This window comes from Corynebacterium sp. LK2537 (genome assembly GCF_040946485.1).
GTDB lineage: Bacteria > Actinomycetota > Actinomycetes > Mycobacteriales > Mycobacteriaceae > Corynebacterium.
Window position 1 is genome coordinate 446,796 of sequence record NZ_JAYWLQ010000001.1, and the last position, 21,813, is coordinate 468,608.

General features: G+C 67.5%; 19 protein-coding genes. 4 read left to right on the top strand and 15 right to left on the bottom strand.

Features of this window, described 5'->3' with window-relative positions:
- Positions 1-61 precede the first annotated feature (61 nt).
- The 14 genes from VVS03_RS02135 to VVS03_RS02200 form a co-directional block, all read right to left on the bottom strand.
- Positions 62-715 (bottom strand): cell division protein FtsQ/DivIB, encoded by a 654-nt coding sequence (locus VVS03_RS02135; protein ID WP_368519034.1) that lies wholly within the window; start codon positions 713-715, stop codon positions 62-64.
- The gene (gene murC / locus VVS03_RS02140; protein ID WP_409338170.1) at positions 712-2,127 is read right to left on the bottom strand and encodes a UDP-N-acetylmuramate--L-alanine ligase; all 1,416 of its coding nucleotides are present in this window, start codon (positions 2,125-2,127) and stop codon (positions 712-714) included. The genes VVS03_RS02135 and murC overlap by 4 nt, the downstream gene beginning before the upstream one ends.
- A 71-nt stretch (positions 2,128-2,198) precedes the next feature.
- Entirely contained in the window at positions 2,199-3,281 is a 1,083-nt protein-coding gene (gene murG / locus VVS03_RS02145; RefSeq protein ID WP_368519032.1) for an undecaprenyldiphospho-muramoylpentapeptide beta-N-acetylglucosaminyltransferase, read from the bottom strand.
- A 10-nt stretch (positions 3,282-3,291) separates the two neighbouring features.
- Positions 3,292-4,794, bottom strand: a complete 1,503-nt coding sequence (locus tag VVS03_RS02150) for an FtsW/RodA/SpoVE family cell cycle protein (RefSeq protein ID WP_368519031.1) — start codon at positions 4,792-4,794, stop codon at positions 3,292-3,294.
- Entirely contained in the window at positions 4,791-6,299 is a 1,509-nt protein-coding gene (gene murD / locus VVS03_RS02155; protein WP_368519030.1) for a UDP-N-acetylmuramoyl-L-alanine--D-glutamate ligase, read from the bottom strand. Before murD ends, VVS03_RS02150 begins: the two co-directional genes overlap by 4 nt.
- A 39-nt stretch (positions 6,300-6,338) precedes the next feature.
- The gene (gene mraY, locus VVS03_RS02160; RefSeq protein WP_368519029.1) at positions 6,339-7,445 is read right to left on the bottom strand and encodes a phospho-N-acetylmuramoyl-pentapeptide-transferase; all 1,107 of its coding nucleotides are present in this window, start codon (positions 7,443-7,445) and stop codon (positions 6,339-6,341) included.
- 76 nt (positions 7,446-7,521) lie between these two features.
- A complete protein-coding gene (murF, locus tag VVS03_RS02165) occupies positions 7,522-9,054 on the bottom strand; it encodes a UDP-N-acetylmuramoyl-tripeptide--D-alanyl-D-alanine ligase (RefSeq protein ID WP_368521471.1) in 1,533 nt (510 codons plus the stop codon).
- Positions 9,051-10,616, bottom strand: a complete 1,566-nt coding sequence (locus VVS03_RS02170; protein WP_368519027.1) for a UDP-N-acetylmuramoyl-L-alanyl-D-glutamate--2,6-diaminopimelate ligase — start codon at positions 10,614-10,616, stop codon at positions 9,051-9,053. The genes murF and VVS03_RS02170 overlap by 4 nt, the downstream gene beginning before the upstream one ends.
- 12 nt (positions 10,617-10,628) lie before the next feature.
- A complete protein-coding gene (locus VVS03_RS02175) occupies positions 10,629-12,485 on the bottom strand; it encodes a peptidoglycan D,D-transpeptidase FtsI family protein (RefSeq protein WP_368521476.1) in 1,857 nt (618 codons plus the stop codon).
- Between the two features lie 244 nt (positions 12,486-12,729).
- Complete coding sequence (locus VVS03_RS02180) at positions 12,730-13,572, bottom strand: hypothetical protein (RefSeq protein WP_368519026.1); 843 nt, start codon at positions 13,570-13,572, stop codon at positions 12,730-12,732.
- Entirely contained in the window at positions 13,569-14,612 is a 1,044-nt protein-coding gene (rsmH, locus tag VVS03_RS02185; protein WP_368533843.1) for a 16S rRNA (cytosine(1402)-N(4))-methyltransferase RsmH, read from the bottom strand. Before rsmH ends, VVS03_RS02180 begins: the two co-directional genes overlap by 4 nt.
- Positions 14,613-14,785: 173 nt before the next feature.
- A complete protein-coding gene (gene mraZ, locus VVS03_RS02190) occupies positions 14,786-15,220 on the bottom strand; it encodes a division/cell wall cluster transcriptional repressor MraZ (RefSeq protein ID WP_296205687.1) in 435 nt (144 codons plus the stop codon).
- A gap of 477 nt (positions 15,221-15,697) precedes the next feature.
- The gene (locus VVS03_RS02195) at positions 15,698-16,105 is read right to left on the bottom strand and encodes a DUF3040 domain-containing protein (RefSeq protein WP_368533842.1); all 408 of its coding nucleotides are present in this window, start codon (positions 16,103-16,105) and stop codon (positions 15,698-15,700) included.
- A gap of 171 nt (positions 16,106-16,276) precedes the next feature.
- On the bottom strand, positions 16,277-16,720 hold the full coding sequence (locus VVS03_RS02200) for an SAV_6107 family HEPN domain-containing protein (RefSeq protein ID WP_368533841.1): 444 nt from the start codon (positions 16,718-16,720) through the stop codon (positions 16,277-16,279).
- A 231-nt stretch (positions 16,721-16,951) separates the two neighbouring features.
- Here VVS03_RS02200 and VVS03_RS02205 point away from each other — a divergent pair, with 231 nt between their 5' ends.
- The 4 genes from VVS03_RS02205 to VVS03_RS02220 all read left to right on the top strand — a co-directional run bounded on the left by VVS03_RS02205 (position 16,952) and on the right by VVS03_RS02220 (position 21,304).
- Entirely contained in the window at positions 16,952-17,545 is a 594-nt protein-coding gene (locus VVS03_RS02205; protein WP_368519022.1) for an N-acetyltransferase family protein, read from the top strand.
- Positions 17,546-17,556: 11 nt separating this feature from the next.
- Positions 17,557-18,648, top strand: a complete 1,092-nt coding sequence (locus VVS03_RS02210) for a polyprenyl synthetase family protein (RefSeq protein ID WP_368519021.1) — start codon at positions 17,557-17,559, stop codon at positions 18,646-18,648.
- Positions 18,649-18,657: 9 nt separating this feature from the next.
- Complete coding sequence (locus tag VVS03_RS02215; protein ID WP_368521468.1) at positions 18,658-20,148, top strand: alpha-(1->6)-mannopyranosyltransferase A; 1,491 nt, start codon at positions 18,658-18,660, stop codon at positions 20,146-20,148.
- Between the two features lie 148 nt (positions 20,149-20,296).
- Positions 20,297-21,304: an HNH endonuclease signature motif containing protein gene (locus VVS03_RS02220; protein WP_368533840.1), complete on the top strand. Its 1,008-nt coding sequence runs from the start codon at positions 20,297-20,299 to the stop codon at positions 21,302-21,304.
- A gap of 144 nt (positions 21,305-21,448) precedes the next feature.
- On the opposite strand, the gene VVS03_RS02225 is transcribed toward VVS03_RS02220, so the two are convergent.
- Positions 21,449-21,808 (bottom strand): Rv2175c family DNA-binding protein, encoded by a 360-nt coding sequence (locus VVS03_RS02225; protein WP_290226356.1) that lies wholly within the window; start codon positions 21,806-21,808, stop codon positions 21,449-21,451.
- Positions 21,809-21,813: the final 5 nt, after the last annotated feature.

Sequence of the window (21,813 nt, forward strand, 5' to 3'; positions counted from 1 at the left end):
GTTCGCGCCCCCACCACACGGCAATCTGGCAGGGGCGCGATGTTGCGAATTTTTTCCGGCGCTAATCGCGCTTGGTCACCAACTCGGGGTTAGTGATATTCCAATGGGTGCCGTCCATCTGCAGCACGGTGGAAAACGCGCGGGCCTTGTCCGCGTTGTCGTCGTTCGCGCCCCAGACTACCGTGCGCCCGGACGCCAGGTGCAACGTCGCCGAGTACTTCTCGTCCATGCTGAGCTTTTCGACCTGCGCGCGCTGATCCTGCGACAGGGCCGCCAGGATTTCTACGGCGTCGACCAAGCCGGCCTCCTCGTTGCTATCGATCTCCACGGCGCCTTCCGGCGGCTCGGCGACGACGAACTCCTTGCCCGCCGAGTCGATGAGGTGGGTGCCATCGCCCTCGCGCAGGAAGGCCACGGCTTCCCGCTCGGTGATGTCGACCTGCACCGTGCTGGGCAGGGAGCGGCCCACCGTCGCGGATTTCACCCACGGCAGCGTGGCCACGCCCTCGGCGGCCGCATGCGCGTCCAGGCGCATCAGGTTGCTGCCCTCGGCGATCCCGGAGGCCTCGCGGACCTCTTCCTCCGTGACCTGGCTGGCGCCGTTGAGCTCGAAATCCTGGGCCTTGAACACGGGGAAGAACCAGACCACGGCGGCGGCGATGGCCACCACCGCCACCAGGGCGCCTGCCACCGAAAGTACTAGCTTGCCCCTCATCGGAAACGCTGCTCCAGCTCAGTCAGGATCTCCGCGGCCACCAGGGTGACCGAGCCAGCGCCCATGGTCAGGACCAGGTCGCCCGGTTGCACGGCCGCGACCACGCTGGCCGCCGCCGCGGAGAAGTCCGGCTCGTAGAAGACCTCGGTGCCCGCGGGGATCTTGTCGGTGATAATCCGGGAGGTGATCCCTTCTACCGGTTGCTCGCGGGCGCCGTAGATATCCAGCACCACCGCCACGTCCGCCAGGCTCAGCGCGTCGGCGAATTCCTGCTGGAATTTCATGGTGCGCGAGTACAGGTGCGGCTGGAAACAGACCACCACGCGGCCAGAGCGGGTGGTCGCCTCCACCCGCTCGCGGGCGGCGCGCAGGACCGCGGCGACCTCCGTCGGGTGGTGCGCGTAGTCGTCGAAGACCTCGACCGGCTCCTGGCCCTTAAGCCCCGCCGGGACGGACCCGCGGTACTCAAACCGCCGGCGCACGCCCGTGAAGTCGCTGAGCCCGTCGGCCAGCTTGTGCGGGTCCGCGCCCGCCAGCGTGCCGGCCACCAGGGCCGCCGCCGAGTTGAGCACCATGTGGTGCCCGGGGACCTGCAGCAGGTAGTCCAGGCCCACCGAGTGCCCCGCAACGTCCAGGTGCACGGTCACGCGGGTGCCCTCCGCGGTGGCTTCCTCGGTGGAGATGACCGCGCCCGCCGGGATCTCCGGGTAGCGCTCCACGGCGGCGGGGGTGCCGTAGCCGAGCACGTCGATGCCGCGCTGTGCGGCGCGCTGCCCCATCTGGGCGGCGTGCTCGTCCTCCAAGCAGACCACCAGGTGGCCGGTGGGGGTGATCCGATCGGCGAAGTCCTCGAAGACCTGGAAATAGGCCTCCGGGGTGCCGAAGTAGTCCAGGTGGTCGGGCTCGATGTTGGTCACCACGGCCACGTCCGGGCGGTAGCGCAGTAGGGACGCGTCCGACTCGTCGGCTTCGGCCACGAAGGCCATTCCGGTGCCGTGGTGCGCGTTGGTGCCGGCCCGGTTGAGCTGGCCGCCGATGGCAAAGGACGGGTCCTCGCCGGCCTGCTGTAGCGCGTTGACCGTCATCGAGGTCGTCGAGGTTTTGCCGTGGGTGCCGGCCAGCAGCACCTGGGTGTAGCCCTCCATGAGCTCGCCCAGCAGGTCGGAGCGGCGGATGACCGGGATCCCGGCCTCCCGCGCGGCGACCAGCTCCGGGTTGTCCTGCGGGATAGCGGCGAAGGAGGTGACCACGGCGGTCGGCTCGGCGCCGGAAAGCCGCAGGTTCTCCGCCGCGTGGCCGACCGAGATTTTCGCGCCGAGGGTGCGCAGGACCTCCACGGCGGTGGACTCCTTTTGGTCCGAGCCGGACACGGCGCTGCCACGGGCCAGGAGGATCCGGGCCAGGCCGGACATGCCCGCGCCGCCGATGCCCACGAGGTGGACCCGGTCGAGGTTAACTGCGTCGGGGGTGGATTCGGGGCCCACTAGGATTCCTCCTTGGCTTCTCGGATAGCGGTAGCGATGTGGTCAGCCAGGCGCTGGGCCGCGCCGCCGGCCGCGCTGTCGGCGACCGCCGCGCGCATGGCCTTTAGGCGATCCTCGTCGCCCAGGATGGCGCGGACCTCGCGGTCGAGGCGGGCACCGTCCAGCTCGGCATCGGGGACCTGGACGGCCGCGCCGGCGGCCACCACGTCCTTCGAGTTGAGCGCCTGCTCGCCGTTGCCGTGCGGCAGCGGCACGTAGATGGCCGGCACGCCGGCGGCGGAAACCTCCGCGACCGTCATCGCCCCGGAGCGGCAGACCGCCAGATCCGCCACGGCCAGGGCCGCGGACATATCGTCGATATAGGGCACCGGCACGTAGTTGTCGGTCTGAGCCGGCAGCTCGTTCTTCTTGCCGACCGCGTGCAGGACCTGGAACTCCCCGGCCCAGCCGGGGTGTGCTTCGGCGACGGCCCGGTTGATGCTGGCCGCGCCCTGGGAGCCGCCGGTGACCAAGATGGTGGGAATACGCTCGCGCAGGCCCCACAGCTCGCGCCCGCGGGCGGCGGCCTCCGGATCCTGGCCGAGCTCCGGGCGCACCGGGATGCCGACCTGCTCGCCCGGCATGCCCGAATTCGGGTGGGCGTTGAAGCCGATGCCGCCCAGCTTGACGCCCAGCTTATTGGCCAGGCCCGCCAACGCGTTGGTCTCGAGCACGTAGAAGGGCAGGTGGTGGCTGGCCGCGGCCAGGTAGGCCGGCGCGGCGACGTAGCCGCCGGTGCCGAAGACGGCATCCGCGTCCACCTTCTTGAGAACCTTGCGCGCTTCCAGCACAGAACGCACCAGGCGGTACGGCAGCTTCAGCAGGTCCAGGCTGAGCTTGCGCGGGATCGGGACCGGGGTGATCATTTCCAGGTCCACCCCGCGGGCGGGAATAAGGTCGCTCTCCAGCCCCTTCTGGGTGCCCAGAGCGGTAATACGGGCGCCGTAGTCACGCTGCAGGACAGCGGCCACAGCCAGCGCCGGCTCGATGTGGCCGGCAGTGCCGCCACCAGCGACGACGACGGATAAAGGCTTTGAATTCATGAACTACAGGCTACCAGCGCCGGCGCGGGTTCCTGTCCCCGCCGCGCCCGGCGGAATCCTGCCCGCGCGGCGTGGAGCGCACCGGGCGGGTCCGCCCGGTCACCGGCGAGCCAAAACGCTCCTCCCGCTGCGCCTGGCGGCGGGCGCTGCCCCGCTTTTGGGGGTTAGCGCTCGGGCGCTCGGGCCGGCGGTCCCGGGGCGCGCCCGAACCGTCGGCACGACGGCGACCGCCGCGCGGGGCGGCATCGGCCGGCTCCGGTTCCGCGATGAAGAACAGCCGGTCGAAGAGGGGACGCCCGTAGTTGCGCATCGCCGAGACCGCCTCCGGCTCGTGCCGGGCCACGTTGCACAGAAGGCCCATGGAGCCAATGGTGATAATCGCCGCGGTGCCGCCGGCCGAGATCATCGGCAGCTGGATGCCGGTCACCGGCAGGAGGCCGACGACGTAGCCGATGTTGAAGTAGGCCTGCGCAACGACGCCGGTGGTCAGGGTCGCGGCCATGAGGGCGTGGAACTGGTTCTGCGCGCGCAGCGCGGTGCGGATGCCGAAGAACCCGAGCAGGGCGAAGAGCACGATGACCAGCGCGCCGCCCCACAGGCCGAGCTCCTCGCCCACCACGGCGAAGATGAAGTCGTTTTTCGCCTCCGGCAGGTAGAACCACTTGGCGCGGGACTGGCCGATGCCCACGCCGGCGATGCCGCCGTCGGCCAGCGAGAGGAAGCCCTGGTAGGCCTGGAAGCCGGTGCCCTGGGTGTCCTGGATGTTGCCCACCAACGCGTCGAAGTAGGTGTGGAAACGGTGCGAGCGGAAGCCGCCCGACAGGAAGACGAAGATCACGCCCGCCACGGCCAGCCCGATAATGGAGGCGACCACGCGCCAGTCCACGCCGGCGAAGAACAGGGTAAACACGACGACCACGGCAAACGACATGGCCATACCCAGGTCGCCCTGCAGGATAATCAGCAGGAACATCAGGCCCGCGATGGCCGAGTAGACCATGAACGGATCCAGCAGGTCCTTCGGGCGGTGCTGCTTATTGGCCAGCGCCGAGGCGCCGAAGAGGCCGATGGCTACGCGGGCGAGCTCCGAGGGCTGCAGGGAAATCGGGCCCAAGATGATCCACGACTGGGAGCCAACCTCCGCGCGGCCGGTACCAACCCCCGGGATGAGCACCAGGATCAGCAGCACGATGGACAGCAAGAGGATCCACGGGATGGCCCAGCGCATGGCGCGCGGCGGGATCTTCAGCGCCAACCAAAAGGCCAGCAGGCCGACCAGGACCATCGCGGACTGGCGCAGCGCCTGGCCCCAGACCAGGCCGGATTCCACAAGGGACTCGGCCATGGAGGAGGAAAAGACCATCGTCACGCCGATACCGACGAGCAGGAAGATGATGATCCGCAACATCAGATAGTCCAGCCCCGACCACTTGTTCATCTGCTCGTGGCGGCGCTCGAGGAAATTGGCCACCCGCTGCCCGGGCTTGGCTGACTTCTGCGTTGTGGAGGTCATTGCGCTGGCTTCTCCTCGTTATCTTCTCCGGCATCCGGCGCGGGACGGTGATCCGATTTTTCCGTGACCGCACGCGCCGCCGCGGCGAAGAAATCGCCGCGCTGTGCCATCCCGGTGTACATGTCTAACGATGCCGCAGCCGGGGCCAAAAGTACGGTATCCCCCGCTTCGGCGTGTTGCCAGGCCGCGGCCACCGCGGTCTCCATGGCCGCCTGCGGATCCTGCTCGTCTAGGACGGTTACGGGAACCTGCGGGGCGTGGGCTTGGAGCGCCTGAGCCACCAGCTCCCGGTCCTTGCCCAGCACGACCGCGGCCTTGAGCTGGTCGGCGTGGGTGGCAACCAGCTCGCTGACATCTGCTCCCTTGAGCTGCCCGCCGGCCAGCCAGATGACCCGGTCGAGGCCTTCCAGGGCGGCGTCCGCGGCGTGCGGGTTGGTGGCCTTGGAGTTGTCGATGAAGCTGACCCCGCCGTGGCGGTGGACGACCGCGCCGCGGTGTCCGGCGACGTGGTAGGCCGCCAGGCCCGCCTGGACGGCCTCGCGGCTCGCCCCGGCGGCCAGCCCGGCCGCGGCGGCAGCACAAGCGTCCAGGACGCCGGCCAGACCGGCCGGCTCTACCCCATCGGCCGAGACCAGGTCGAGGTCCTCGCCGTCCAGGCGGGCAATGATCCGCCCGCCTTCCACGCCGACCTGCCCGGCCTGCGGGGTCTGGGAGCTAAAGGAATAGACCTGCGGCGCCAGGTCCCCGGCTTGGCGGGCCCGGGAGACCAGTTCCATCACGTGCGCGTCGTCCGTGCCGGCAATGGCGATGCCGCCGTGCATGACCTTGGCCTTATCGGCGGCGTAATTGTCGAAGCTGCCGTGCCAGTCGAGGTGGTCCTCGGCCAGGTTGAGCAAAACGCCCACCTCCGGGCGCAGCTGGCTGGCCCAGTGCAGCTGGAAGGAAGACAGCTCGGCGACCAGCACGTCGACGCGATCGTTGTCCTGGATGGCGTCGAAGACGGAGACGCCGATGTTGCCCACCGGCACCGCGCGGCGCCCGGTGCGGTTAGTATCTGCCTGCATGATGGCCGCCAGCATGCCGGTGGTCGTGGTCTTGCCGTTAGTGCCGGTGATGACCAGCCACTGGCGGGCCGGCCCGAAGGTGCCGGCCGCGTCCAGGCGGTAGGCCAGCTCGACGTCCCCGATGACCTCGACGCCGGCGGCCCGGTAGGCCTCCAGCAGCGGTGAGTCCGGTCGCCAGCCCGGGGAGGTTACCACCAGGTCGATCTGGCCGTCGCCGGCGACGGCCATGGCCTGCTCGGTGCTGAGCCCGGCCGCCCTCGCCCCGCAATCGTCCAGCGCGGTCTGTCGCGCCTGCGGATTGTCGTCGGCGATTGTGACCGCGAAGTTCAGGCGGTCCAGGACTCGGGCGCACCCGCGCCCGGATACGCCCGCGCCCGCTACCAGCACCCGGCGGGCCTGGGCCAGGTCCGCGGGCAGACTACGCGCCGTGTGCTCAGTCATGGTGTTGTCGAAGACTCCTACTCTTTGCTGTCTTAGTCGCTAGATTCCGATGCCCGCGGCGGTCAGCCAGTCCGCGTAGAACAGGGCCACGCCGAGCATGGCGGCCATGCCGGCCAGCAGCCAGAAGCGGATGACCACGGAGGTCTCCGGCCAGCCGCCGTTTTCGAAGTGGTGGTGGATGGGCGCCATGCGGAAAAAGCGCTTGCCGGTGGTCTTGAAGACGGCGACCTGGATGACCACGGAGGCCGCCTCCACGACGAACAGGGAGCCGATGATGATCATCAGCAGCTCGGTGTGGGTGGTTACGGAAATACCCGCGACCAGGCCGCCGAGCGCCAGGGAGCCGGTGTCACCCATGAAGATCTTGGCCGGCGCCGCGTTCCACCACAGGAAACCCAGGCAGCCGCCCAGCCCGGCCGCGGCCAAGATGGCCAGGTCCAGCGGGTCGCGGACCTCGTAGCAGCCGGCGGCGTGTTCGGCACCGCAGGCGTTGCGGAACTGCCAGAAGGTGATCAGGCTGTAGGCGCCCATCACGAAGGCGGTCGTGCCGGCCGCGAGCCCGTCCAGACCGTCGGTCAGGTTGACCGCGTTCGACCAGGCCGCGATGAGGATATACATGAAGACCAGGAAGACGATGGTGCCGATGACGGCGCCGCCGACGGCGATATCGAAGGTGTCGATCTCGCGGAACATCGACAGCTTCGTCGACGCCGGGGTCAGCCCGTTCTCGTTCGGGAACTGCAGCGCCAGGAAGCCGAAGGCCAGGGCCAGTGCGAGCTGCCCGATGAGCTTGGCCTTCTTGTTCAGGCCCAGGTTGCGGGCCTTGAACAGTTTGATGAAGTCATCCGCGAAGCCCAGGCCGCCCAGCCCCAGGGTCAAGCCCAGGACCAAGACTCCGGAGACAGTGAACCCGCCCTTGCCGGAGATGAGCCCGTAGAGGCCCGTGGTCAGGTAGGCCACGACGATGCCGGCCAGGATCGCCAGCCCGCCCATGGTCGGGGTCCCGCGTTTGCGCAGGTGCGACTTGGGGCCGTCTTCGCGGATCTCCTGCCCCTTGCCGGCGTGGGAGAAATACCGAATCAGCCAGGGGGTGAAGAAAATCGCGACGATAAAGCTAATTACGCCGGAGACAATAATCTGGGTCACTGTGAACGTGGTCCTTCTAATACAACAAAGAGCAGTCTGAAGAAATTCTGCGCGAGCTTATTTTAGCGAGGCGGTTCTAGCCCTCGCCCTTTAAGGTTGCGGCTACCCGCCACAGCTGCTGGGCGTTCGAGGCCTTGATGAGCACCACGTCCTTCGCCGCGCGCTGCGACCACTGCTCCACCCCGGCGGGCGGGGTCCGCAGGGTTTCCTCGACCAGCTGGGCGGCCTGCGCGTGGTCCGCCCCGACGGTCGTGGTGATCCCGCGGTCGGCAGCCGCGGCGGCCAGGGCCCGGCAGGCCGGGGTGTCGCCGACGACGATGAGCCGGTCGACGTTGTACTTCGCCAGCTCCGCGCCCAACTGCTGGTGGGCCTGCTCGGCTTCCGCGCCGAGCTCGCCCATCTCGCCGAGCACCGCGATGGCCCGCGCGTCCGGCCGGGCGGCCGTGGTGTAGCCCAGCGCCGCGATGGCCGCGCGCATGGAGTCCGGGTTGGCGTTGTAGGAGTCGTTGATGATGGTGACCCCGTCCGGGCGGCTATAGACGTCCATCCGGTTCGCCGAGGCATTCCGGTGCCCACTCAGGGCCGCGGCTACCTTTTCTGCCGGGATCCCCGACTCGATGGCCGAGGCGGCGGCCGCCAGAGCGTTGGAGACCTGGTGGACGCCGAAGACCTGCAGCTTGATTCGCTGCGGGGCGGCGTTCGGCGAGTGGAGGGTAAAAGCGGCGCGCGCGACATCGTCCAGCTCTACGTCGGTGGCGGTGTAGTCCGCCTCCGGCGCCGGCGGGTTGGCCGCGGAGTAGTAGACGACCTTGGCCTCGGTGCGCGAAGCCATCGCGGCGACGAAGGAGTCGTCGGCGTTGAGCACCGCTACCCCGCCCTCGGCGGCGGCCGGCAGGGCCTCGACCAGCTCGCCCTTGGCCTGCGCGATGTTCTCCCGGGAGCCGAATTCTCCCAGGTGGGCCGAGCCGACGTTAAGCACCGCGCCGATGGTCGGCCGGGCGATGTCGGCCAGGTGGCGGATGTGGCCGATGCCGCGCGCCGACATCTCCGCGACCAGGTACTTGGTCTGCCAGTCGCACCGCAGCGCGGTGTAGGGGTGGCCGACCTCGTTGTTGAAGGAGCCGGGCGGGGCGACGGTCTCGCCCGCGCAGTGGAAGATGGCCGCCATCAGGTCCTTGGTCGAGGTCTTGCCGGCGGAACCGGTGACCCCGACGATGGTCAGGTTGCCGTTGTCGGCCAGCCGGCGAGTGACCGCCTGCGCCAGCGCCGAGAGGGCGCGGACGACGGCGGCGGCGGAACCGTCGGAGTCGTGGGCGTAGATATCGGCGTTGGCGCCGTCGCCCTCGACGCGGTCGGTGGGTTCGACGACGATCGCCGGAACGCCCACCGGGCGGGCGGCCAGCACGGCCACCGCGCCCTGGTCGACGGCCGCGCGGGCGTAATCGTGCCCATCGACGCGGGCGCCGGGCAGGGCCAAAAACAGCCCGCCCGGGGTGATCTTGCGCGAATCGAATTCGACGAAGCTGGTGACCTGAGCCTGCGGGTCATCGACCTCGTCCAGGTAGCCGCCGGTTATCTCGGCTATCTCTTTTAGCGTTAGCTCAATCATGCTTCTTCCTTCCCCGCCGGCCTGCTGCCGGAGGTCTTAGTTTCCAGTGCGCGCTGTACCTCTTCCCGGTCGTCAAAGTGGTGGACCGTGTCCCCCACGATCTGGCCGACTTCGTGGCCTTTGCCTACCACGATAATCGCATCGCCCGGCTGTGCCCACTGGATGGCCGCGTCGATGGCCGCGGCGCGGGAGGGGTATTCGGCCAGGGTGACTTCGTCGTCGCGCTCGGCGGCGGCCTCCCGGGCGCCAGCCAGCACGGCCGCGCGGATGGGGGCCGGGTCCTCGGTGCGGGGGTTGTCGTCGGTGACCGCCACGTAGTCGGCGCGGCTGGCCGCCGCCTGCCCCATCAGCGGGCGCTTCGAGGAGTCGCGGTCGCCACCGGCGCCGATGACGATGCCGATGCGCCCCTCCGGGCGCTCGGAGGTCCGGATCTGCTCACGCAGGGTGTCCAAGACCGCGGCCACGGCCGCCGGCTTGTGGGCGTAGTCGACCACGGCGACGAAATCCTGCCCGCAGTCCACGCGCTGCATGCGGCCGGGTACCGCGACGCCGGCCACGCCTTCCAGGAAGGTTTCCACGTCCACCCCGGCCGCGGCGGCCATCCCGGCCGCCAGCGCGGCGTTGGCCACGTTGAACTTGCCGGGCAGCGGGACCGTGAATTCGTAGTCCTTGCCCTCCAGGCTCAGCACGCCGTGCTGCTCGCCCGTCGGCTCGACCGCGGTGTGGTGGGCGGTGACGATTTTCCCGGCGTTGGTCGTTACGGCCGACTCGGCCGTCGCGACCTCCGCGGTGGGCGTGCCCGCCGCCCGCGACAGTTCCACCAGGCGCTGGCCCCAGGAGTCGTCGACGCAGATGACGGCGGACGCGGCGGCCTCGGGCCCGTTAAACAGGCGCGCCTTGGTCAGGAAATAGTCTTCCATCGTCGGGTGGAAGTCCAGGTGGTCCTGCGACAGGTTGGTGAACCCGCCGACTGCGAACTGGGTGCCTTGGACGCGGCCCAAGGCCAGGGCGTGGGAGGAGACCTCCATGACGACGTGGGTAACACCCTGGTCGCGCATCTGCGCGAAAAGTTCTTGAAGCTTAGGAGCCTCCGGGGTGGTCAGGGACGTCGGCACCGGGGTGCGGTTGATGCGCGTGCCGGTCGTTCCGATAAGGCCTACCTGGTAGCCGGCCGCCAGCAGCCCGGCCTCCAGCAGGTAGCTGGTGGTGGTCTTGCCGGAGGTGCCGGTAACTCCCAGGATGGTCAGGTCGGCCGAGGGGTGGTCGTAGATCTCGGCGGAGATAGTTCCCAGCACCGCGCGGATGTCCTCGACCACCAGGCGGGGGCGCGTGTCGCCGGCCGCGTCGAGGATCTCCGCGCCGGCGGCATCGGTAAGCACGGCCGCGGCTGGGGTGTCGGCGGCGAAACGGGCGCCGTGGGCGTGCAGGCCGGGCAGGGCCGCGAACATCCCGCCCGGGGCGATGGAGCGCGAGTCCAGTCCGATGCTGCTAACTTCCGTCTCCGGCGAGCCGCTCAGGTTCCCGCCGGCCAACTGCGCCAGTCGCGCTAGCGTACGTGCCATGGTGTTGTTCTCCTATTCCGCCCGCAGTTTAAGGTTCTTGCCCTCCGGAGAGGTGGGTATGTTGTCTCGGTTCAGCAGCCAGCTGGCGATGTCGCTAAACACCGGCGCGGCAGACTGCCCGCCGGAGCCGTCGTCGTTGACGCCGGATTTCGGCTCGTCCAGCATGATGGCGACCACGAAGCGCGGATCGTCCGCCGGGGCCACGCCCGCGAAGGTAATCCAGTAGGCGGAATTAGAATACGCCCCCGTATTAGGGTCGACCTTCTGAGCCGTGCCGGTCTTGCCCGACAGCTGGTAGCCGTCGATGCCCGCGCCCTGCGCCGTGCCGGACTGCACGCCCGCCGGGTCCTCCTGGAAGACCGCCCGGAACATGTCCAGGGTGGTCTTCGCCGCGGCCGGGCTGATGACCTGGGTCTTCTCCGGCTCGGAGTGGATGCGGTCCTCGCCGGCTTCGCCCTCGATGTCCTGGATAATGCGCGGGGTAATGCGCTCGCCCTCGTTGGCGATGGTCTGGTAGACGCTGGCCATCTGCAGCGTCGTCCAGGACATGCCCTGGCCGATCGGCAGGTTGGCGAAGGTACCGCCGGACCACTGCTCGAAGGCCGGTACCAGGCCGCCGGACTCGTTCGGCAGCTCGATGCCGCTGGTGTTGCCCAGCCCGAAGGCCTCGAGGTACTTCGAGAAGGTCTTGTCCCCCAGCTTCTCCGCGAGCATCAGCGTGCCGACGTTCGAGGACTTACCGAAGATGCCGGCCGTGGTGTACGGCTCGACGCCGTGCTGCCAGGCGTCGTTGACCGTCACGCCGGCCATGTCGATGGAGCCGGGGACCTGGTGGACTTCCTCCGGGGTGGTTACGCCCTCCTCGATCGCCGCGGCGGCGGTGACAATCTTGGCCACCGAGCCCGGCTCGTAGGGGTGCGAGATCGACGGGTTTTCGAAGCCCTTGCCGGCCTTGACCTGCTTTTCGATGTCCTCGTTCGGGTCGATGGTGTCCGTGTTCGCCATGGCGAGCACCTCACCGGTGGCCGAATCCAGCACCACGGCCTCGGCGGACTTGGCCTGCGAATTGGCCTTGGCCTTCTCCAGCTTCTGCTGCACGAAGGTCTGCAAGTCCAGATCCAGCGTCAGGTGGACGTTGGCGCCGTCGACGGCGTTGACCTCGTCGCGCAGGGTGCCCGGGATGGGCTGGCCGTCGGTGGACACGTCCTCGGTCTTGCGCCCGTCGATGCCCGTCAGCGTCGAGTCCCCGGACGCCTCCAGGCCGAACTGGCCCTGGCCGTCCATGGAAACCTTGCCGATCACGTTCTCGGCGATGGCCCCGTTCGGGTACTGGCGGATGTCCTGGTGGTCGGCGGCCACGCCGTGGTATTCCTCGGCGATTTCGACGGCCACGTCCGGATCGACGTTGCGCACCAGCACCTCGTACTGGGTGTCCGCCTTCAGTTTGTCGAGGATCTCCTTGTCGTCGACGCTGCCGACCTCCGCGCCGGCGTCCTTGATCATCTTCGGGATGCCCTTGGACATCTCCTTCAGCCGGTTATCGACGGCCTCGCCGGCCTTCTTCTCCAGGTCCTCGCCGCTGGCGCCTTCGGCGCTCAGCTCGTTGGTGAACTGCTCTTCCAGCTCCTTGCGCAGGCGCGTCGGCGAGACCGTCAGGGAGCGGGCCTGCATGGTATAGGCCAGGCGCTGCCCGTCGCTATCGGTGATCTCGCCGCGGCGGGCCGGCTCCACGTAGACGCGGGAGCGCTGCTCCATGGCCTTGGCCGACAGATCCGGCCCCCAGACCACCTGCACCCATGCCAGGCGCCCCACCAGCAACAGCATGCCTACCAACAGGAAAGCCATGATGAGCCGCAGGCGCTTGGACATCATGTGCGAATTCTTGTAGAGCTTCTTTACCTGCGGTTGGGTGCTAGCCGGCCGCGTGTTCTCCGCGGCGGTAGCGTAGCTGCGACCGCCAGCGCGCGGCTGACGGCCCGATTGCCCCACCCGCGCGCCGGTATCGCGATACCGCCGGTGCGGGCGCGATCCCGGATTCCGTGACGTCACGGTGGTAAGTCACCTGCCTTATTCATTTCCTTTGGGGCAACCACCCGGCTGCCCAAAGCAACTGCTAATTCCCGGCTCCAGAATACGGGGCGCGGACCGGCAGATCCGGTAACTCGTCCGCGCGTGGTGCATTCGATTCCGCGTTCTGCTGGCGGTCCTCGCCCTGGCGCTGGGAATCAGCCTGCGGCGAACGATGCCCGTCCGGCGTCGCGTTGAGACTATCGGACATGCCTTCCGTGTCGTCCGGGTTGCTGGAGGCGCGGCCCGGGCGGATTGCCGTGCCGTTGACGTCAATGATGGCTTCCTGCTCATCCGTCGCCGCGCGCTTTTCTTCCACCTTGCCGTCCTCGGCGACCTCGACGACGCCCGGGTTGGTGGGCACGCCCATGTTCGCGTCCGCGGCACGGCGGGCCACGTCCGCGGTGGAGCGGACGTTTTCCAGGTCGCGGTTCAGCGTCTCAATCTGGTTGCTCAGCTGCGATTCCTGCGCGGAGAGCTGCTGGATCTTGAAGGTCTGGGAGGTCGACAGGCCGGACAGCCACATCGCCAGGCACACCCCGCCGATGAGCAGCACGATGGCCACCGCCGACAGGCGGGCGAACAGCGAGTTCTTCTTGATGGGCGTCAGGCGGCGGCCGCGCTGGGAGACCACCTGCTGCGAGCCTAAGCGCTGGTAGCGCGGCCCGTGCGGGCTGGTGGTGCCGTGGGTGCTGCGCCGCGGGCGCACCTCCCGGCGTTCCGGGGTGCGGGTGCGGGCGGTGCGCTGGGTGCCGCGGCGGTTATCCCGCTCGAGCAGCGCGGTGGCCGCTCCGGTGTCTTCTCCGGTGGTGAAATCTCGGCTAGCTCCCATGGAGCGGTGTCCCTTCGTCGAGTATGGGCGGGTGGTGCGTCGCGTGGTCTGGGTCATGGTGTGCCTCCCAGGGAAAGCAGCTGCGGGGTGCCGGCTATTCGCTCCAGCGCCCGCACCCGCACCGAGGCGGCCCGCGGGTTCTCCGCGATCTCTGCCTGCGAGGCCTTCTCTGCCCCGCGGGTGATCACCCGGTAGTCCGGTTCGGTCCCCGGCAGGTCCATCGGCAGCCCCTCCGGGGTCGACGACGTCGACTGCTCCTTGAAGTACTGCTTGACCAGGCGGTCCTCCAGGGACTGGTAGCTCATAAAGACCGCGCGGCCGCCGACCCGCAGCGCCGCGGTGATGACCGGCAGGACCTGCTCGATGGCCTCCAGCTCCCGGTTGACCTCCACGCGCAGTGCCTGGAAGGTGCGCTTGGCCGGGTGGCCGCCCGTGCGCCGAGTCGCCGCCGGGATGGTGGCGTAGAGCAGGTCGACGAGCCGTGCCGAGTCACGGAAGGGTTCTTTCTCCCGCTCGCGCACGACGGCGCTGGCAATCTTGCCGGCGAAGCGCTCGTCACCGTAGGTCTTGAGGATGCGCGCCAGGTTGCCGTGGTCGTAGGTATTGAGCACGTCCGCGGCGGTTATCCCCTGGCTAGGATCCATCCGCATATCCAGCGGCGCGTTCTGGCTGTAGGCGAAGCCGCGCTCGGCCTGGTCCAGCTGCATGGAAGAAACCCCCAGGTCGAACAACGCGCCCGCGATGCCGCCCTCCCGCGCCTTGTCCAAAACCGCGTGCTCGGCGGACGGTCGGGCGATCTCGCTGCCGACCTCGTCGAAGCGCGCCTGCACGCCCACGAAACGGTCGCCGAACCGGGCCAGGCGCTCGCGGGCCGCAGCCAACGATGCCCCATCCCGGTCCACGCCGATTACCGACACCTCCGGGAAAGTCTCCAGGAAGTATTCCGTGTGGCCGCCCGCCCCCAGCGTGCCGTCCACCAGGACGGCCCCGGCCGGGGCCTCCGCTTCGGCTTTTTCCACGGCAGGCGCCAAAAGCTCAGCCATGCGTTCACGCATCACGGGCACGTGGCCGTGATTGTTCTGTTCAGTCGAGCCCATGGTGCCCCCTTTCCGTAAACGAAGTTGCTTGGAGTTGGCCGAGGTGGTTGTCGGGAAAAATTAAGTGCGTATAGGGCCCTGCCCGAAATGGGTTCTGATGTCGGGGAAGTACACCAGCTACTCCACTTCGGACAGAGTCCGTACACGCACTCTGTTGAGTTGTGAACTGCCTTCTACAGCAGGCCGGACAGGACATCGTCCGCGTCCGCCGCCGAGTAGGCGTCTTCAGTTTGCTCTTGGTACTCAGCCCAAGCGGCTGCGTCCCAAATCTCGAGAAAATCCACCGACCCGACAACCACGCACTCTTTGGAAAGGTTGGCGTATTCGCGGTGTCCAGCGGACAACGTAATACGGCCATGCCCATCCGGGCGTTGCTCATCGGCGCTCGCTGCCAAGTTACGAATGAACGCGCGGGCGGTTGGGTTCGTCCGGGACACGGCCGCTGCTTTTCGAGCTCGTTCCGCAAACTCCTCGCGTGGGTAAACCGCTAGTGAGTGGTCCTGTCCCTTGGTCACCATCAGTCCGCCAGCTAGCTCATCCCGAAACTTAGCCGGAAGCGTTAGGCGTCCTTTGTCATCAAGCTTCGGAGTGTAGGTTCCGAGAAACATCCCGGCGTCCACCTTCCTTGGCTCGATAACTCCGACATTTCTCCACGGTCTCAAAGTTCCACTTCTCCACCGCTGCACCCCACTTTACCCCACTTTCCCCCACTTTCAACACCCACCGCGCCCCACCCATCGCCCACTAGCAACATTCGTGCAGGTCAACGGGCATAAAAATAGTGGGGAGAAATCCCCAGCCGCGGCGTTTTTTAGGGCTTCAAATGCCACTTGAGTACCTCTTTTAGCACAGGGTTCTTTAGCACCACTAGAAACGTGGCTCCACGTTGGGGTCCGCTAGCTGGCCCAATGCCCCGCCTTCGACCCCGCCCGCCGAACCACCGCCACGCTCCCCTCCCCTCGCCGGGCGCCGTGGGGACAAACGTGGGGGAAAGTGGGGAATTGTGTGGAGGCATAGAAAAAGCCCCCGGGATTTCTCCCAGGGGCCGGAAAGCTAGGCCGCTTCGACCAGTTCTTTAGTTGCCTTTAGTTACCCTCGAAGCGGCGGCGGAAGTTTTCTTCCAGCTTGTTGCCCATCGAGCTACCGCCGGACCGCGACGCCCCCGCGCCGCCCCGGCCAGAACCCGACTTCTTCTTGCCCGAGTTCGAGCCGGTGGACCCGCCGCCGCGGAGCATCCAGATGCCCGCGCCAAACATGACGAGGAAGCCCAGGATCGACAGGATCACGAACCACAGGCTGTTCTGCGCCAGGGCCACGCCACCCACCAGCATCACCAGCCCGACGACCACGAGCGCCACGCCGCGCAGGGTCACGGCCCCGCTCGGGGAACCGGCCGAGGCCTGGGCTACAGAGGCACCAAATTTGGGGTCCTCAGCCAACAGCTGCTGCTCGAGTTCCCGTAGCGCGCGCTGTTCCTGCTCCGAAAGAGACAATGTACCTCCAATAAACCTCAGGGACCGCTGCCTTAAACGGCCCTTCACGACGGCCTTTCACTGTGTTCAACGCGAGCGCCAAACAATTAGTTCCCGCCGGCTCAATTCCTCCCCCATTCTAACGTAAAGACAACCCCCAACTTAAGCCCCTAGAGCCCCTAAGGGGTAGCCCTAGGCGGCGAAATCGGATTCCACCGCAGCCGCGTGGGTGGCCGCCATGAAGCGCGCGGCCAACCCCATCAGCTCGAACACGGTCTCCGCGTCCACCGTGTCCTCCAGTCCCAGGGAAACCCGAGAGCGCAGCTTCGAATACCGGCCAAACTCTTGCGCCCACTCCTTACCTTCTGCACTCACGAGCGCCAGCTGCTCCCAGGCGCTCGACGGCTTGCGCTTACGGCGCGCCACCACTGAGACCGCAATCCGCGCGCCGGCCGTGCGCAGCCCCGCCTGGTAAGCGACCTCGAGGGCTTCCTCGAGGCGCCCGCCGGCCGCGTATTCCCGCGCCTGCTCGATCAGCATCCGCGCTTGGCGCAGGAAATGCCGCTGCTTCGCCACGCCGCTGGCGCGCGACGTGCGCTTAGTTGCCTGTGTAGTTGCCGAGATTACGTGTGCCATTTCCGTTCACCTTCCCTCCGCAGCCGCCGCTTACGGGAGCCCTGTCGTTGTTGTTGTCTTTTACTCTAGGAACGCCTCCGACTTACACATTTAAAAATAGATCGTTTGTTCGATTAACGCAATCCCCTAGCCAGCACTGAAACCTTCTTTTCGAACACTCGTCAACTATCTCGAACACCTTTAATTAGGCTAATTGACCCGCCGCGGGGCCAAACATGTTTCGATAGATTCGTGAACATCGCCATCCGTCGCCTTAGCCCGCAAGAGTTCTCCCTCCTCGCGCCCCAACTCGTCGAGATCTATATCGAGGCGATGGACTACAACGACTCCCTACGCGTAAGCCGCACCCAGGCCTGGCGCCGGGAGATTTCCCACCCGGGCTTCAGCGCGGTGATAGCAACTGCCGACAGCGGCATCGTCGGCCTGGCCTACGGCTTCCTCGGCTCGCCGGATACCTGGTGGGACCGGCAGCTGCGCCGCGGTTTCTACGAAAAGGGCGGGCCTACCGAGCAGCAGTGGGCGCTCCTGCGCAGCTATTTCGAGCTGGCCGAGGTGCACGTGCGCCCCGGCATGCAAAACCACGGCATCGGGCGCCGGCTGATTACGGAACTGCTCTGGAACGTGCCCGCCGACTACGTCGCGCTATCGACGCCGGAGGTGCCCCAGGAGGGAAATTCCGCCTTCGGCCTCTACCGGTCGCTGGGCTTTCGGGACGCGTTGCGCCATCACCGCTACCCCGGCGACTCCCGGCCGTTTGCGCTCCTCTACGCCCCACTACCGCTGCCGGCGGTTGCGCAACCCGGGACCAGCACCCGGGACCGGTAAGATACCTAGGCGTGACCGCAGACAATATTCCCCAGATAGAACAGATCCCCGACGCCGCCCGCGCTGCCCTCGCGGAATTCTTGGCCGAGCGCCGGCCGGCAGTCAGCTCCATCGGCGAGCCGGTGACCCGCTCCATCGCCTACCTCGAGGATTTCGTCCTTGGCGGCGGCAAGCGCATCCGCCCGCTCTACGCCTGGGCCGGTTTCATCGGCGCCGGCGGGCTGGACGGCGACGAGGATCCGCAGGCCGTCCTCCGCGCCGCCTCTTCCCTGGAGTTCATCCAGGCCTGCGCGCTCATCCACGATGACATCATCGACGCCTCCAGCACCCGTCGCGGCAAGCCGACGGTGCACCGCGCGGTGGCGGGGCGGCATCGCCAAGCGCAGTGGCACGGCGATGCCGGCTTCTTCGGCGAGTCCGTCGCCATCCTCGTCGGCGACATGGCCCTGGCCTGGGCCGAGGACATGCTGCAGGACTCCGGCTTAAGCGCCGTCGCCCTGGCCCGTACCCGCGAGCCGTGGCGCGCCATGCGCACTGAGGTCATCGGCGGCCAGCTGCTCGACATCACCCTGGAGGCCACCGGTTCCGAGTCGGTCGAACTCGCCGATGCCGTCAACCGCTACAAGACCGCCGCCTACACCATCGAGCGTCCCCTCCACCTGGGCGCTGCCATTGCCGGCGCTTCGCCCACGCTTATCGATGCCTTCCGCGGTTACGGCCGCGACATCGGCATCGCATTCCAGCTGCGCGACGACCAGCTGGGCGTTTTCGGCGACCCTTCAGTCACCGGCAAGCCGGCCGGCGACGACCTACGCGAGGGCAAGCGCACCGTCCTGCTGGCCACGGCCCTAGAGCGCGCCGATCAGGCCGATCCCGCCGCGGCCGCCACTCTGCGCCGCCTAGTCGGCACCACCGAAGACCCCGCCGATATCGCGACGATGTCGCAGATCATCCAGGACTCCGGCGCGGTCGAGGCCATCGAAGAGCGCATCGACGCCCTGACCGAATCCGGCCTGGGGCACCTGCACGCCGCCGGCGTGGACGAGAAGGTCACCTCCGCCCTGCACGACCTGGCCATCCGCGCCACCGCCCGGCAGAAGTAGCGCCCCGCCATGGCCACGACCCCACTGACTATCCGCCTACCCCGACCGCTGAGCCTCGGGCTCGCCGGGACCATCCTGCTCGCCCTCGCGTCCTTTTCCGGCGGCGCCACCCGCAACCGCGGCGGGCTGCTGGAGGCGCTCAACCTGAGCTTCCTCGCCTACGGCCACGGCCGAAACCTCGGCATGGCGGTGTTCTGGATCGGCATCTTCTGCCTCGTCGGCGCGTGGATTCTCCTCGGCCGCGAAACCGTAGCGCCCGCCCGCAAGGGGGCGCTGGGCACCGTACGCCGGACGCTGACCTGGTGGATCGTGCCGCTGATCGTCGCCGCGCCGCTGGCCTCGCGCGACGTCTATTCCTACCTCATGCAAGGCGCCATGGTCCGCGACGGCTTCGATCCCTATTCCGAAGGCCCGGTGGTCAACCCCGGCCCCTTCCTGCTCGAGGTCTCCCAGGACTGGCGCAACACCACCACCCCGTACGGCCCGCTGCACCTGTGGATTGGCGACGGGGTGACTTCCCTGGTCGGCGACAACGTCGCCGTGGGCATCTTCGTCTACAAGCTCATCTCGCTGGCGGGCTTCGCCGCGATTGCCTGGTCGGTCCCGCGGATCGCGCGCGAGCTCGGCGGCTCGCCCACGATGGCGCTCTGGCTCGGCGTGGCCAACCCCGTCATGCTGCTCCACCTCGTCGCCGGCATGCACAACGAATCCGTCATGGTCGGCCTGGTCTCCGTGGGCCTGCTGCCGGCCCTGCGCCGCAAATTCCTGGCCGGGCTGGCCCTTATCGCCGCCGCCGTGGCTCTGAAGGCGACCGCGTTCATCGCGATGCCCTTCGTCGTCTGGATCATGGTCCACCACTTCGCCCCGCGCGAGTCCTCCAGTCTGGCCAAGCGCTTCGGTGTCTTCGTCGCGGCCGGCGCCGTGATGGTCGTCGAGACCGTCGCCGTCGTGGCCGTCATTACCTGGGCCTCTGGTTCCTCGTGGGGCTGGCTGTCGGAGATTACCGGAAACGCCAAGGTCATCAACCCGCTGGCGGGCCCGACGCTGGTCACCGACGTCATCGCCCCGCTGGTGCAGATCTTCAACCCGGACATCTCCTACAACAGCGTGCTGAGCATCATGCGTACGCTGTCGATGGTCCTCATGCTGCTCGGCCTCGTCCTCGTGTGGTGGCTGTCCCGCCGCAACATTCGCGATGCCATCCTGGGCACCGCCGGCGCCTACCAAGTCGCCTTCATCCTCAATTCCGTGACGCTGCCGTGGTACTACGCCTCCGTCATCTCGCTGGTGGGCGTGGCGCGGCCGCCGATGTGGGTGATCAAGCTCGCCACCGGCGCCTCCGTCTTCGTGGCTGTGTCGTTTTCCAGCGACGGCAACCACCAGCTCTACAACTGGTGGTGGGTCATCGGCTCCATCGTCGTGTCCTGGCTGCTCGCCGAATGGGTCTTCCCGGCCCGCCCGCGGCGGGAGTTATCCACAGGCACCCGCGCTGAAGTGTGACGGGTTCAACTCCCGCGGCGCCAAAGTCGGGGTTATCCACAGGCACCCGCGTTGACGCGTCATCAAAAATGGCGTTTTTGGGCGAGTTATCCACAGGTTCAGGTTTTTCTGCTTGTCGGGGTTGACGGGCGGGCTTAGCGTGTGGGTCATGACAGCAACGACAGCCATGGACACTTTGAAAGCAGCGCACTCTATCTTCGCGGACGGGATCTCCTACTTGGGCCTGTGCCGCGAGTTGAGCCTGCCCGCTTTGAAGGCTGTCATGTCGGACGTTGCCGCGGCCGCCCACTACCGTGCCTGCCAGACGTTCTTCGGGCACACCACGTATACGCGCAAGCAAGCCGCCGCCCGCCGGGGCGCCGCAGAATCCGGACACCACCTCGACACACTGCTGGTATTGGACAACGCCTTCCGCCGGGTCCGGCACAAGGGTGAGGCCTGGGCCATGCTCATCGAACTCTGCAACACCCCCGGCACCACCAAACAACTACGCCGCCTGGCCAACCAGAAAGTCCTGGAGCTTAACCGCCCAGCCCCGCCGGCCGAAGGCGTGCGCGTGACCCGCCGCAAGGACGGACCGAGTACTTTTTCGGTCACCGGGGATCCGGAGCTTATTGAGAACCTCTGGGCCAGTATTAAAACCATCCCCGACGTCGAGGCCTTGTTCAGCGGCGGGCTAGACAAACAGCCCAAGGCCACGCACGTGGTTATCTCCCTGCCGGACTGGGTGCGTATCCTGTCCGGTGATGGGGACGAAATCACCCTGCAGCTGACCAACGGCACCACCATGACCGGTGCCGAATACGTCCGACAATGCTTGTTGGATGCGGGCCTGGCCACCCTGGTGGATCCTAGGCGCGGGCCGGTCAACCAATACCGCTACCAACGCCACGCTTCACCGAAGCAGAAGGACATGGCGAAGGCCGAGACCACGACCTGTGCGTGGCCAAACTGCCGCAAACCGGCCGACGAGTGCCAGGTCCACCACATCCACCCCTGGGTAGACGGCGGAGAAACCAACCAAGAGAATCTGACCTTGTTGTGCGAGTTCCACAATTCCTGGAACGACGACGACCCGGCCTACCCCAGACACGGCAGGATAAACCGCCGCGATGGCAGGGTGACGTGGGATCCGCCCTGGAGCGGCGGGACCTAACGGCTGACACGGGGTCAGCCGAGGTACAAGGAACGAGAGCAGAACCGCAAGACCAGGCTGCGAGGAGACACCCCAAGGGGCAAACCCAGCGAAATACGCGAAAAGGCGCCACGGACCACGTCCGTAGCGCCTACTCGGCGTGCCTTAGAAGGCCGAAGCCTGCGCGCGGCGGATTACCTCGCGCGCGAGGTGCCCGTGCAGGCCATCGATGGGGCGCCCCGGCAGAGACTCGTCCTCGGTGAAGAGGTGGCGAAGGATCTCGTCCTCGCTGTAACCGCCATCGGACAGCACGGTGATAGCGCCCGAAACGAACTTGCTAATGGCGTCCTTGTCGTTGAAGAAGGCCGCGGGGACCAGCTTCTTATCGCCGCTACGCCAGGCGATGATCTTCTTCGCATTCAGCAGGTCGTGCACGCGCGTCACCGCGATGCCGAGCTTGTCGGCAACCTGCGGCAGGGTCAGCATCGGTTCGTCGCGGAGCAGGGTTTCCAGAGATTCATCCATACTAG